The organism is Streptomyces sp. NPDC000229, assembly GCF_040300825.1.
Lineage (GTDB): Bacteria > Actinomycetota > Actinomycetes > Streptomycetales > Streptomycetaceae > Streptomyces.
On sequence record NZ_JBEPEL010000082.1, the window covers coordinates 17419 to 29706 of the forward strand.

A 12288-nucleotide genomic window follows, 5' to 3' on the forward strand; every position below is an offset into this window, starting at 1 on the left:
GCGGCTGGAGCGTCGGCGCGGTCGCGGTCGCCCTGGCCGTCGGCTGGCTCGCCCGCATCCTGCCCGAGGACACCCGCATCGCGGCCATCTTCCCCGCCGGTCCGCAGCGCTTACCTCGGCACCGTGTACGACGACGATTACTGCGCCGCCCACGGCCTGCTCGCCCGCTCGCCCACATCGGAACCGGGGTCCCTCGGCCGGTTCGACGAAAAGGAAGTCACCGGCCGGACCCGCTGCACCCGTGTGGTCGACCCGCACACCCTCACCGAGGACGCGGGGGAGGGGGACCGCCCGGCAACTTCCTCACCGGTGCGGCACTCGCCGCCACCCGCGCCGCCGGAGTATCCGCCCTGCCCCGGATCGCCCTGACGCTCCTGGGCCTTGGCTGCGTCGGCACGCTGTACGGCCTCGACTGCACCGGCCGCCTCGCGCCCCCGGCACGGGCCGCCGAGCCCGACCCCGCCACAGCCTGACCCGACCGGTTCGGCACCGGGCGCGGGATCACGGGCTGTCACCGGTCCAGTCCCAGTGATCGGGATCGGTTCCGCGCCGGCGGTAGTGGGCACGGCCACCGGAACCGTACCGGCCTATCTCCGTGGGGAGCCGGGCCTCTTCGCCAAGTTGAGACCCGCTCCAGCCCGTGATGTCGAGGAGGAGTCCGTCGAGGGGCCCGCCCACGAGTTCGCCGTAGACACGGTCGGGGCGTGGACCGGGGTCCGGGTCGTCGTGGTCGGCGCCATAGACCCGGCGCCGGAGAATCCTGTCGTCCATACCGGTCAGCTTCACATCCGGCACTGACAATGGAACCGGCAGCGGGGTGGTGGGCCGCTGGTCGTGGCCGCCAACCGGCTGCTGACCGGCTGCGAACCGGCTGCGAACCGGCCGGGAGGATGGGAGACGAGCCGGATAGAGTGCCGCGCATGGGGGCGACGTTCATCTTCTGCGCAGATCCGATCCGGCCACAACGCACCGACGGACACTTCGCGGACGAGGCCTGTGCGGCCCGTGACCTGGTCCACCCGGTCGCGCTGATCGACCATGAGGCCCTGACGGCCGGTGACGCGACCGCTGCCGTGGCCCGGGTCCCGAAGGGTTCCGGAGCCGCCTGGTACCGAGGTTGGATGCTCACGGCCGAGCAGTACGGTGTCCTGTCCGACGCCCTGACCGCACGCGGGGTGACGCCGGCGACCTCGCCGGAGGACTACCGGCGGGCGCACGAGCTTCCCGGCTGGTACGGGGTGTTCGAGCCGGTCACCCCGCGCAGCGTGTGGCTCCCCACCACTCCTGGCACGCCCCCGGCCGCATCGGATCTCGCCGCCGCGGCCTCCGCACTCGGTGGCGGGCCGGCGGTCGTCAAGGACTATGTGAAATCCCGTAAGCACGAGTGGCACGAGGCCTGCTTCGTACCCGACCTCGCGGACACGCGCCGCCTGGCCTCCGTCGTCGCCCGTTTCCTGGAGCTTCAGGGCGACGCTCTCGTCGGGGGCGTGGTGATCCGCGCCTTCGAGCGCTTCCGCCCCGGCGTCGGCGAGGCGCGCGTCTGGTGGGTCGACGGCAGCCCGGTCCTCGTCACCGCGCACCCCGACAGCCCGGGACTGCGGCCGGAGCCCGATCCCGCCTTCGTCCGGCCGCTGGTCGCTGCGCTGGGCTGCCGCTTCGTCACAACGGACCTCGCGTTGCGGGAAGACGGCGAGTGGCGGGTGGTGGAGGTGGGCGACGGCCAGGTCAGCGACCTGCCGAAGGGGGCCGCGGCCCGGCAGTTGCTCCGACGACTGGCGGCGGCAGGAACGCCGCCTACGGTGTGATCGCTCGCGGCCCGCGGCTCCTCCCATCGGCGCCCACTCCAGGAGCCCATGCCAAAACCCCCTCGCCGGCTGCGCAGTCCGAGGGCGGCGGCGGCCCGGCCAACCTGCGTCGTCGCCCAAGTGATGCGCGGAACGCGCGGAGTTCCGGGTCCTGGGGCGGCCACGACGCCCGTCCGTCCGACGCCCCGCCCTTGCCCGCCAGGCCTGTCATGAGACGTGCCGTGCGCCTGCCGGGTCGGTGCTTACCCACCACCGTTCCCCGCGCCCGGCCGCAGGTCCGGGTGCTCCTCGGCCAGCCGGTCCGGCGCCGCCTGTCTCCAGGAGTCGACCAGGATGTCCCGCAGTTCGTCCAGGCCGTCCAGTGCGGCGAGCCGCACCCGGACCCATGCCGAACTGGCCTCGTGCGGCGGCACCCAGAACTTCTCCGGCTCGGCGGCGATCAGCTCCGTGCGCTCGTGCTTCGGACAGCGCACGGCGAACGAGGTCTGATCGTCGGGGATCGTGACATACATCTTCCCGGCCACCCGGAAAGTGGGCATGCTCCATGCTTCCTTCTCCACCGTCTCGGGAAAGGACAGGGCGATACGGCGGACGTCATCGGCGTCGATCATGGCCACCACGGTAGTCAGTGCCACTGACACGCAGCCCCGCCCAGGCGGGCATACCAGGTCGACGACCACCGCGGTTCACTGCTGCCACACCAGCACGGCATGGCCGTCTCGTGCCGCTCTCTCGAAGAAGGAGACGAGCCCCTCGTACAAGTGACGTGCCCACTGGAGGGTCTTGACGGAGTCACCGGCGAAGGGGCCGACGCCCTTATCCGTGACCGCACCATGGTCGACACCCTCGATGAGCCGGTCGTACGGCATCGCGGAGAAGGCCTCGGCGGCGCAGCGCACCCGCTGCACGGGCAAGTACCGGAAGAACCCGGGTACCTCGCCCTCCCCGTGGAGCTCCTCCTCCCCGTGCGTCACGTCCACCGGGAAACCGACGCGCCGCAGGAGGACGTCCAGCGGCGCCCACGCCGTGTACGTATGGCAGTACCGTGCCACCGAGGCCGGCGGTTCCGTCGCCTCCTCCGCCTCGCGGACGTCCTCCACCAGGTTCCAGGTCCAATCGCTGTCCCGCCTGCCGCGTTCCGGTTCCTCCGCCGTCACACGGCGGTACTCACCGATGCTCATCGCCGCATGCAAGACGGCGGATACGACAGTGCCTTGCCGAGCTCTGCCGCGCGTGATCCGAACACGCGGCATGCGTGACCGGAACACGCGCCCCCCTTACGAGAGCCGCCGCCGTGCGGCCGCGGTGAACCGCATCACGATGCTGAGGGAGAGAGCATGGGACATCGGAACAGGACGACCCGTCATCGAGGCATGGTGGCTGCTGCCGCTCTGCTGGCGGCGGCCGGTACGACACTCGCGGTCACACCGGCCGGCGCCACGACCGCACCGGGCCATGGAACGGTCGCCGACCAGATGTGCCGGGTCACCGCCGATGGCGTGCGGTACCGGTCCGGACCGGGGACACAGGTTCCCGCCCTGGTCGGTGTCATCGGGAACGTCTGGATCCACGAGAGCTTCCTGTCATGCTGAGGGCCGCGACGACGACGAACACGCCCCTGCGGAACATGCTCCTCAGCCCTGTTGGTCGGCTGCCTGGCGGCCGGCGTGTCAGCCACCCCGGCAGACGCCGCCGGCGGCTTCGAACGCTGCCCCGACGGGTACATGTGCATCTTCGACAACCGCGACAGCACCGGCACCATGGCCTGGTTCCGGACCGGTTCCCCCGCCCTCGCCCAGCAGGGCATGGACGACCGTGCCTCGGCCTTCTACAACAGGACCGGCCGGGAATGGAACACGTACGACGGCAAGAACCACCAGGACCCGCTCATCTACATCCGCTCGGGGACCGGTGGGTCGATGATCGCGGAGCTCTACGACAACCAGATGAGCTCGCTGCGCGTCCGCTGACCCGGGCAGTGGAACCGATCCACGCAGATCGCTCCGTCCTTCGGGCCGCGGGCGCCCCCCCCGTGCGCAGCAGGCCCCGTGTGCCGCGCCCCAGGGGGTCCGGCAGGCCAGGTCATGGCATCCGGCATGCCCATCACGTGCGCCCCGCAGTGCGCGGGGCGCACTTCCGTGTACTCCGAACGGGGAATCGTCGGCGTATGCCCCGGGCGGGCAAGATCGCGTCCGGAGATCTTGCCCGCCCGGTCAGCAGCCAGCGGTCGCGGTGTGTCTGCCCGGTACCCGTGCGCTGTGCGCACGTGGTGCCGTACCACGTCCCCTCCTGCGCCGCACGGGAGGCGAACACGGTGAGATCTCCGGACGCCCCGGGTCTCCGACCACGGGCCGGCGTTCCCCGCACCCCACACCGAGAAACGGAGCAGCCGCTGTGCCACTGACAGCTCAGTACGTGGCCCAAGAACTCGAGGCCGCGAGCAAGGCCGGCGACCCGAAGGCCGACGCGCTCGTCTCCGACCTCATCGACAGGCGGGAAGTCGACGGGGTCAACCACCTCTTCCGCACCATCAACACCCTTAAGCCGGGCATGGACTACTCCTCCCTGCCACCGCGGCTGGCGGAGTTCCTGAAGGACGCCGAGGCCGAGCCGCCGGGCTGGAGCACGGCGGACGTCAAGGCCGCCGAGAAGTTCTTCGACCGCCACCGTGGTGAGGTGTCCATGCTCCAGGGCACCGTCGGCCTGATCGGCACCTACCTCTCACCGACCGGGGCCTTCACGTTGCGCTCCACCGGCCGTCTGGGAGGTGTCGAAGGGCCGGGTCGGCGCCTGTCGCAGTCCTCCCGTCTGTTCATCGACATGGACAAGAGGGACGCCATGACGGACGGGACCCTGGCCGCCAACGTCACCAAAGTGCGCCTGGTCCACGCCTCGGTGCGCCAGTTGCACAAGAAGAGCGGCGAGTGGGACTACGCCAAGTGGGGCGAACCGGTCTCCCAGAAGTACACCACCGGCGCGGCCTGCGTCTTTTCCACCCAGATCCTCCAGGCCATGCGCAATCTCGGCATCGATGTGTCCAAGGACGACGCCCACGGCTTCATGTGTGCCTGGCACTACGTCAACCACTACCTCGGCACCCCTGAGAAGTGGCTCCTGCCCAAGGACGCCGACGAGGTCGAGCGCCTGTGGAACCAGGAACGCGACAAGGAGTGGAAGAAGACCGACGACGGCGTCTTCATGACCAAGCAGGCCGTCAACTACTACAAGAAGTTCCTGCCCGGGCCGTCCCACGACGCGTTCATCGCCATGATCCGCACCGCGCTCACCGACAAGTACGCCGACATGGCCGGCCTGCCCAAGGGCGTCATGGACCTTGCCGCCAAGCCGCTGGCCGGCGGCCACAAGGTCGTCAGTGGGATCGGCGGCGGCCTCCTCGGTGGCGGGGCGGAAAAGACCGTGGGGGTCAACCCGTACAAGGACATCCTCGGCGTCGCGTCGAGCGCGTTCCGGGAGATGGAGCACTACGCGGTGACCCACGACCAGGACGACCAGCCCCAGATGCACCAGGAGCTCGACGACAACCGCTGACCACCGGGGCGCGGCCACGACAAGGGAACCCAGCAGGTGGGCGGGCCCGCACCGAGCCTGGTGCGGGCCCACCCCGCCGTGCGCCGGCACCGCCCCGGCCGGTCAGGACCAACAGCCGCATCGTTCCTCGGAGAAATCCACGAGGCCACCCGCGCTCCGATGAACTCGGCCGTCGCACGGGACTTGCGCACGGCGCCTCGTGGCGGTCGCTCGGCGCGGCACTGACGGCCACGGCCACGCCCGCTCACGTCAGGGCAAGTGTCGGCGGACGGGGCTGTCCGCCGTCCAGGCCTCCCGGTGTGACGGCGGCCGGCCGCGGTGGGTCTCCGGGCCCAGCACCGTCAGCGCGATGCCGACGGCCGACGAGGTGTCGTGGCTGTCCCGCGGGAAGTCCCGCGGGAATCGGGGACATTCCTGGGTCGACGGGCCGCTCCTGCCCTCGCCTCGGGCTGACCGACTGCTGAGCACGGTTCCGCTGCGCGCGGTCTCGGAGGGCATGCTCTATGAGCTTCTGCCCGGCCACCGCTTGGCGCTCCCATGGCCGACGGCTGGCCTCTCCGGCGCGCAGGTGCAGCTCGGCTCCGTCCTCCGCGAGTCCCCCCGGATCCGCCCTGCCGACGGCGGCCGCGAGGCGGGAACGGTCCCTGGCATGGAAGCTGCTGTGACGTCGTCCTGCCCACCACCACCTGAGTACGGGACGACGAACACTGAGTACGCTGCCGGATGCGGCCCGGCCAGGCAGTCGCTGGAATGAGCAGCATGACCTCTGACGCATCCCGGCGGGTGAACATGCGGCACGTCGCCAACACCGGCGCGGCGCTCGCTGTGACTTTGCTGCCGCTGGCCGCCGCCGTCCTGCTGGCCAAGGCAATGGCCGGTGACCCCCTGGCGCCGGTGAACACGCTGATCACGACCGGCGGGCAGCGTGCGCGGATCTCACCGTCGGTGTGGCGCCGATGCGGCAGGGCGACGTTGTCCGAGTGGAAGGACGAGATGCCGAGACGCACACGCTGCGAGCGAACGGCACCTCGCCGGTCATGGCGCCGGAGCGTGGAGCGTCTGCGTATCTCAGCCGTTCTCGGTGCTCCCGGAGCGGCTACGGCGGCGGTGCAGGGCGGGTCGCGCGCGGATGCGGGCGAAGACCGCTGACCCGGCGGTACCCATCGAGTCAGGCACGCGCCAGGACGTGGCGTCTTCTCCTGCCGGGCGGTGAGCGGGGTGCACACGATTCTTCTCGGTCCCGCGCGTTGAAAAGCACCCCGCCCAGCGTGGTGATGCGGAAGGAGCGAATCAACGTCGGGTGTGGGTGGTCGGGCCCCCAACTGCTGGTGCTGCTTGGGGCGTTGCCATACTGGTTGTTGTCTCATTGGCTGAGCCGAAGGTGCTGGACATGATCCGGACTGCGGTCCCTGTGGGGCTGGCGATTGTTCTGACGGCAATCGGTGTGCTGCATTTCGTGTGGGCCTTTTCGCCCTGGCCGTTCAAGGATGCGGTGACGTTCACCAGGACGATCGGCGGTGGCGATGATGGGGTGATGCCGTCGGCGCAGAGTGCTATTGCGGTGGGTCTGGCACTGATCGGTGGTGCTGTGTTGACGTTGATGGTCAATGAGTCGCTTCCGGGACTCGGGCCGGTCTGGCTGCGGTTGGTGGGTATGTATGTCCTGACGGCGGTTCTGCTCGCGCGCGGCCTGGGTGGGTATTTCATGAACTCTGGAGCAGCGGTGGAGTTTCAGCGGTGGAACAGTGTCTTGTATTCGCCGTTGTGTGTGGTGCTGGGCGTTCTGGGTGGCGTTGTCGCGGTGGCGGCGACGGCGCGTCACTGAGCTGTGCCGGTGTGGGGTGTTGTTTCCGCACTGTTGACGCGTGACGCGTGACGCGTGACGCATTGCGGGGGAGCGGTTGGAGGCGGCGGTGGCAGGCTCGCTGCGGTGGGCCGCGGCGACGGTGTATGCCCGTTGGGAATGACGCGTACCACGTCAGTGGAGGCTGAGGCAGTGCAGGTCAGGCCCTGCCCTCCCTCGACTTGTCGGAGAACGGACGTCTACGCTCGGTGCCTGGTGCGGCAACGTTCGCGCCGGACGGGTTCTACCGGGAGTGTGCGGTGCGCGTGGGCTGGATCAGGCTGTGGCAGTGGACGGCGTGGGGCGGGATCGGCCTGAGCCTGTACGCAGGCTGGCTGACGGTCGATGACATCCGAGACCGCGCTGCCAGCGAGCGTGACATCACCGCGGCGTGCGCCGGGCTCCTGTCCGGGGCGGAGGTGATGGGCCTGCAGGGCGGGATGGTCCGGGCAAAGGCCGATGACGACCACGAGTTGAGGCTCGATGCCGACGAGCCGTCCACTTCCTGCACCGTCTACAAGGTGCCCGGTCCCGGGAAGACAAAGAGCCTGTTCACGCTGTTGGTCCGGGGCGCCGGCACGTCCGAGCCGCTGTATTGGGTCGGTGACGACGCCGGGCTCGAGCCGTTCTACACCAGCGAGGGCGCCGACAAGCCCGATGTGACCGCTGTCGCCGACCGGCGTCCCGAATCCCGGCCAGTGGGCGATGGCACCCTGGGCTGGTACGGGAACTGGTACACCACCATCCGCGCCGAGTGCGGACCCGGCAGCAAAAGGACGGCTCCGCCTCTGCTGCACGTCACCGCCCGCGCCGACTACGAGGACGTTCCGGCAGCAGACCGTGAGCTCCTCGCCCGCATCGCCCGCTCGGCAGCCGAGGAGCTCACCGACCGGATCGGCTGCCGGACCGAGTTGCCCGCTCTGCCCGACGACCAGCTGGCCCCCGTACCGTCCGCCCTTCGCCCTGCGCAGGCGGCGGGCGGTTCGTGCAGCTGGTTCGCCCGCCATATCAAGGAGCAGGGGCAAGGCCGGTTGCCCGACCGAGCCCTCTCAGTCCCCACCCGGAAGGCGAATCCCATCGAGGGTTGCCTTCTGGCAGTCAGCCCCGACCAGGTGGGCCGGATCGCCGGAGGCTTGAACGACGACGAGTACGACAGCGCCCAAGGGGCGCGCACCCACTCGCCCTGGTGGCTGCGCTCCGCCTCCTACTTCGGTGCAGAGGCACGCACAGTGGGATACGAGGTCATCGGCGCCGAGGACGGGATCATCGAGACGGGGACGGTCGGTCACGCACGTGGCGCTTGGTGGGCCTCCTCCATCTGTGATGGCAAGCCCGCCCTGCACACCCTCAGCTCCAGCTACCGCTATGACAACGTGCTCGGCCCTCGGACGTTGGCTACCCTGTTCCGCGCGTACGTCGCCGACATCACGAAGCAGCGCGGCTGCACCCACGTGAAGTACCCGGACATGAAGGAATTCCTTGTCCCCTGAGCACCACTTGTGCTGAACACGCATTCCGGCGGCGGCGCCGGCTCAGGTGCCCCGTCACGTCTCCGCCGCCGAGAAGACGCCTCAGCCGCCACGTACTCGGCAACCTCATCGCCGGATGCGACGGCCTCGACGTCTTCCGACCGCTCACGGGCCTGCGCGCCGACAGCACGCTTCCCGGCGCCATCGATGTCCGCCTCCGCAACCGCGCGACCAGCGGAAACTGCGTACCAGGTGCTGGACCCATACTGGGATGCTTGCTGCCTTCTGTCCTCGATCACGAGCGGAGCCGGATGAGGTGTGCGGCAGCGGTGACAGTGTCGGCAGCGCCGCGCCGCTGTCCGCCGCCGGAGCGCGCCGTCACCCGGGCCCGCCGTCGGCGGGGCGCTGTTGCGGCTACTGCTCGAGTCGGCGGGCTCGGTGGAGCCTGGCTCTGCGAATGGTCGTGACGGTCGTCGGAACCGGATTGGCGGGAGGTATGAGCGTTGCAGCAGAGACTTTCACGAGGTGCTCTGGAACGGCGCCGTCGTGCAGGGCGGTCACGTACTCGATGACCTGCGCGAGGGAAAGCGCGGGCACGCTGCGGCGCAGGGTGTGCAGGGCGTGGAGTCTCCCGCGAGTACCTGCCACTGCCCGGACCTTATCGTGCAGATCGTCCACGGCGGTTCGCACGACCTGCCCTCGGATACGGACGCGGTAGTCCGCTTCCCATGTGCCCTCCATCGCGGAGACCACCCCGATCTGGTGCAGGCTTCCGTCGATGCGGTCAACCAGGTACGGCCCGTTTCCGGCCAGCGCGAAGGCACGGTTCGCGGTGCGCAGGTACTCCTCCGATGTCCAGGAGACGATCCACACCAGATCGTGGCGCCGCGCGCGCACGACTGCCATATGTCTGGGATCCCGTCCCGCCGACAACCTCTCCTGGTAGTCGCGTTCCAGTTCTTCCTCGACGATCCGAACCGCATCATCCCGATCGATCACCCGTGCAGCATCGCGTGGTGGCTTCGACGATGCCACAGCTTTTTCTGCGGGCGGCCTCACCCTGTACCCAGAGGCGAGACCGGTCCTGTGGCGGTTGAGACGACGAGCCGGCCTTCCGGCCACTGCTGTTGTGTGTCTCGGCGCCGTGCCGCGCCGTGCTGCTGCCGAACCGGCACCGTCGGCCAAGACCCACCGAAACGTCGAATACCTCCTCCGACCCTGGGAAGTCCGGGTGGTGGGGGGCGGCCTGGAGTGGCGGCGGACCGGGACGCGGGCTCGTCCGTGTACGAGGGGCCGTGGGGTGATGCTGGCGGGCCAGGGCCGAAGGCGTTCGCCCCTTGCGGTGCCAGAACATCCCCCGCCGCACCCCGCGGCCTGCCCCCGCGCCCGGCAGGGGAGCGGTCCGCCGACCGCCGAGTCCGCCGAGTTGAGCCAGTCACCGTTGCGGGTGTCGGTGTCGCTCAGCATGCCGGATCGGGGCGCATACCGGCCGCCCCCGGCGTGGGCGGCCCGTCCCGGCTCGTGGTTCCGGCGCCTGGCCCGGAGCGCTCGGCTGGCGTGTGGTCGGGAACCGTCGAACGAGGGCGCGCGGGAGGACGGTCCGGTCTCGGCGGGGCGGTCAGAACGCGAAGAGCGGGTTTCCGTTGAAGGTCACGGACATCACGCAAGCGTTGGAGAAGGTGTGCTTCCAGGAGATGCGGCTGCCCTGCCAGACGCCGTCTGCGGTGACGGTGACGGGGTCGTAGTGCATCGGGCAGGCCCGGTTCGAGTCCGGCGAAGCCAGAAGCGTGTCGAGGGTGCCGGCGGCTGCGGCGAGAGCCGCACAGGCGGCCTGGGGGTCGGGGTGCGTGCCCTGGGCGGTCGGTGCGCAGCTGACGGTGGAGGCTCGTACGACGGTGGCCGGGTCCTCGCCCTGGGCGACAGTGAGGACCATCGCGGACGGGGCGTACAGGCTGGCGGGCTGGGCTTCCGCGACGCCGGTGGCGCAGGCCAGGCCCAGAAGGGTGGTGGCGGAGACAGTGGCGATGTGGCGACGCACGGTAGGACTCTCTTTCAATTCGAAGAACGAATGCGGCAGTTGGCTGCACTTCGCTGGGTGGACGCCGTTGACTCTGCCGGAAGTGAAGGTCACCTGCACATCGAGGACCGGTTTACAGACAACCCGTTCGATTACCGACGACCGAATGGTCGTTCAGGCAGCTCAAGGCGGGTGGTGTGCCCTCTGCCACCGTCTGCGGACGCACTGTGATGCCCGAAGTGTCGACCTCCTGGGGGCCCCTGACCTGCTGTCGGTCGCGTGCGGTTCATCGAGCGTCCATCCAAGCTGACCGGATTGCGCTGGTTCTGATGCCGGCAGCCGGTCACGATCCTCGCCCTGCCCACCACCTTCGGAGGCCGCCCAGCCTTCGGCACCACCCTGTGTGACACACCCCAGGCACGAGGCCGACGTGAGGGCGCGGGTGTACGCGGACGCCGGACGCCGGGGCCACGGAGTGGAGGCGAGCCGCCTGCGCGCCGCCGACCGCGCCGGTGCCGTCGGAAGGGCAGAGGGCTGATCGCGGTGCTGACGACCGGAGCCGGATCACCAGGGCCACGGCGACGGTGCTGCTGAGGTAGACCTGCGGTACGACTGGCGTGTGACGGGCACTGCTGTGTCAGGAGGTCCTCGAAGAAGATGTGGCAGAGGATGTCGAGAACGGCCTGGCGGCTCCGTCTCAGGGGCGGATGCGGCCATCGTGGCCGTACGACTCCGAGGAGGACTCAGCATGACGATCCAGCGGATGGACAACGTCCTGATCGTTGTCGACGACCTTGACGCTGTTGTTTCGTTCTTCGTCGAACTTGGCATGGAGCTGGAGGGCAAAGGGCCGGTCGAGGGACGGTGGGTGGAGCGCGTCATCGGGCTCGACGACGTCCGACAGGACATCGCAATGCTGCGGACCCCTGACGGCCACGGCCGAATCGAGCTGGCCATGTTCCACACGCCGAAGGCCATCAGCGCCGAGCCGAAGGACGCTCCGGCGAACACGCTGGGCATGCGTCGCATCATGTTCGCCGTCGACCACATCGACGACGTCGTGACCCGCCTGCGGGCCCACGGCGCCGAACTCGTCGGTGAAGTGGCGCAGTACGAGGACAGCTATCGGCTCTGTTACGTCCGCGGCCCCGAGGGCATCATCATCGGACTGGCCGAGCAACTCGGCTGAGGCTGCCGAACGGGCCGGGCACCCCGAGGGCCGTCCGGGCGCCGCGCCTGGGAACTGCGTCGGACGGGAGGCCACGTACGCACCCCGGAACGGTACGGCGCCGTGCACGGCCTGAAGGCAGCCGCATTCTGAGCCGACCTGGAACGCGCTCAACTCGCCGGTCTGGCCAAGTGCGGTGGCAGCGTCCGGGCCCCGGGCGGCAGACGTCATTGCGCGACAGGCCGGCCGCCGGCCAGGAGCTTCCGCCTCTGCGGTGTGACCGGTCGCCGCTGTTCGACCGCCCGCCGCAGGGCGCCGCGAGTCCGGAGGCGGCCGCGCCGGGCAGGACCTTGAGCAACTGCTGGGCGCCGCGTACCCTCCCACCAACGTCGGCCAGATCTACGTGACCCTGGGCCGGCTGGAGAAGTCCGGCCTCA

The 12288-nt window shown here is 69.8% G+C and carries 14 protein-coding genes and 1 pseudogene; 10 read left to right on the plus strand and 5 right to left on the minus strand.

What is annotated here, in order from left to right; genetic code table 11:
- Positions 1-123: 123 nt before the first annotated feature.
- Positions 124-369 (plus strand): hypothetical protein, encoded by a 246-nt coding sequence (locus tag ABT360_RS29000; RefSeq protein WP_351822796.1) that lies wholly within the window; start codon positions 124-126, stop codon positions 367-369.
- 132 nt (positions 370-501) lie between these two features.
- Here the strand turns inward: ABT360_RS29000 and ABT360_RS29005 are convergent, their stop codons facing one another.
- Positions 502-771 (minus strand): hypothetical protein, encoded by a 270-nt coding sequence (locus ABT360_RS29005; RefSeq protein ID WP_351822799.1) that lies wholly within the window; start codon positions 769-771, stop codon positions 502-504.
- 149 nt (positions 772-920) lie between these two features.
- Here ABT360_RS29005 and ABT360_RS29010 point away from each other — a divergent pair, with 149 nt between their 5' ends.
- Positions 921-1805 carry an ATP-grasp domain-containing protein gene (locus tag ABT360_RS29010; RefSeq protein WP_351822802.1) on the plus strand — a complete coding sequence of 295 codons (885 nt, stop codon included), beginning with the start codon at positions 921-923 and terminating at the stop codon, positions 1803-1805.
- A 242-nt stretch (positions 1806-2047) separates the two neighbouring features.
- Here the strand turns inward: ABT360_RS29010 and ABT360_RS29015 are convergent, their stop codons facing one another.
- Positions 2048-2416: an MmcQ/YjbR family DNA-binding protein gene (locus tag ABT360_RS29015; RefSeq protein WP_351822805.1), complete on the minus strand. Its 369-nt coding sequence runs from the start codon at positions 2414-2416 to the stop codon at positions 2048-2050.
- Positions 2417-2491: 75 nt separating this feature from the next.
- A complete protein-coding gene (locus ABT360_RS29020) occupies positions 2492-2986 on the minus strand; it encodes a DUF1877 family protein (RefSeq protein WP_351822808.1) in 495 nt (164 codons plus the stop codon).
- Positions 2987-3142: 156 nt separating this feature from the next.
- On the opposite strand from ABT360_RS29020, the gene ABT360_RS29025 reads away from it, so the two are divergent.
- The 6 genes from ABT360_RS29025 to ABT360_RS29050 all read left to right on the plus strand — a co-directional run bounded on the left by ABT360_RS29025 (position 3143) and on the right by ABT360_RS29050 (position 8687).
- Positions 3143-3397, plus strand: a complete 255-nt coding sequence (locus ABT360_RS29025; protein ID WP_351822811.1) for a hypothetical protein — start codon at positions 3143-3145, stop codon at positions 3395-3397.
- A 75-nt stretch (positions 3398-3472) separates the two neighbouring features.
- Positions 3473-3775, plus strand: a complete 303-nt coding sequence (locus ABT360_RS29030; protein WP_351822814.1) for a peptidase inhibitor family I36 protein — start codon at positions 3473-3475, stop codon at positions 3773-3775.
- A 424-nt stretch (positions 3776-4199) separates the two neighbouring features.
- The gene (locus tag ABT360_RS29035; RefSeq protein ID WP_351822817.1) at positions 4200-5354 is read left to right on the plus strand and encodes an oxygenase MpaB family protein; all 1155 of its coding nucleotides are present in this window, start codon (positions 4200-4202) and stop codon (positions 5352-5354) included.
- Between the two features lie 759 nt (positions 5355-6113).
- Positions 6114-6503 carry a hypothetical protein gene (locus tag ABT360_RS29040; protein WP_351822820.1) on the plus strand — a complete coding sequence of 130 codons (390 nt, stop codon included), beginning with the start codon at positions 6114-6116 and terminating at the stop codon, positions 6501-6503.
- A gap of 217 nt (positions 6504-6720) precedes the next feature.
- Positions 6721-7179, plus strand: coding sequence for a DUF3995 domain-containing protein (locus tag ABT360_RS29045; RefSeq protein ID WP_351822823.1), 459 nt, complete (start codon positions 6721-6723; stop codon positions 7177-7179).
- Positions 7180-7379: 200 nt separating this feature from the next.
- Positions 7380-8687, plus strand: a complete 1308-nt coding sequence (locus tag ABT360_RS29050; RefSeq protein ID WP_351822826.1) for a hypothetical protein — start codon at positions 7380-7382, stop codon at positions 8685-8687.
- A gap of 393 nt (positions 8688-9080) precedes the next feature.
- On the opposite strand, the gene ABT360_RS29055 is transcribed toward ABT360_RS29050, so the two are convergent.
- The gene (locus ABT360_RS29055; protein WP_351822829.1) at positions 9081-9665 is read right to left on the minus strand and encodes a YrhB domain-containing protein; all 585 of its coding nucleotides are present in this window, start codon (positions 9663-9665) and stop codon (positions 9081-9083) included.
- 619 nt (positions 9666-10284) lie between these two features.
- Positions 10285-10704, minus strand: coding sequence for a subtilase-type protease inhibitor (locus tag ABT360_RS29060; protein WP_351822832.1), 420 nt, complete (start codon positions 10702-10704; stop codon positions 10285-10287).
- A gap of 727 nt (positions 10705-11431) precedes the next feature.
- Here ABT360_RS29060 and ABT360_RS29065 point away from each other — a divergent pair.
- Positions 11432-11872 carry a VOC family protein gene (locus ABT360_RS29065; RefSeq protein ID WP_351822835.1) on the plus strand — a complete coding sequence of 147 codons (441 nt, stop codon included), beginning with the start codon at positions 11432-11434 and terminating at the stop codon, positions 11870-11872.
- Between the two features lie 316 nt (positions 11873-12188).
- Positions 12189-12288, plus strand: a pseudogene (locus ABT360_RS29070) (PadR family transcriptional regulator); the annotation flags it as partial.

Excerpts from the sequence above, each read along its gene's own strand:
- ABT360_RS29005 (WP_351822799.1), bottom strand. The coding sequence starts at position 771 with ATGGACGACAGGATTCTCCGGCGCCGGGTCTATGGCGCCGACCACGAC.
- ABT360_RS29010 (WP_351822802.1), top strand. The coding sequence starts at position 921 with ATGGGGGCGACGTTCATCTTCTGCGCAGATCCGATCCGGCCACAACGC.
- ABT360_RS29015 (WP_351822805.1), bottom strand. The coding sequence starts at position 2,416 with ATGATCGACGCCGATGACGTCCGCCGTATCGCCCTGTCCTTTCCCGAG.
- ABT360_RS29020 (WP_351822808.1), bottom strand. The coding sequence starts at position 2,986 with ATGAGCATCGGTGAGTACCGCCGTGTGACGGCGGAGGAACCGGAACGC.
- ABT360_RS29025 (WP_351822811.1), top strand. The coding sequence starts at position 3,143 with ATGGGACATCGGAACAGGACGACCCGTCATCGAGGCATGGTGGCTGCT.
- ABT360_RS29040 (WP_351822820.1), top strand. The coding sequence starts at position 6,114 with ATGACCTCTGACGCATCCCGGCGGGTGAACATGCGGCACGTCGCCAAC.
- ABT360_RS29065 (WP_351822835.1), top strand. The coding sequence starts at position 11,432 with ATGACGATCCAGCGGATGGACAACGTCCTGATCGTTGTCGACGACCTT.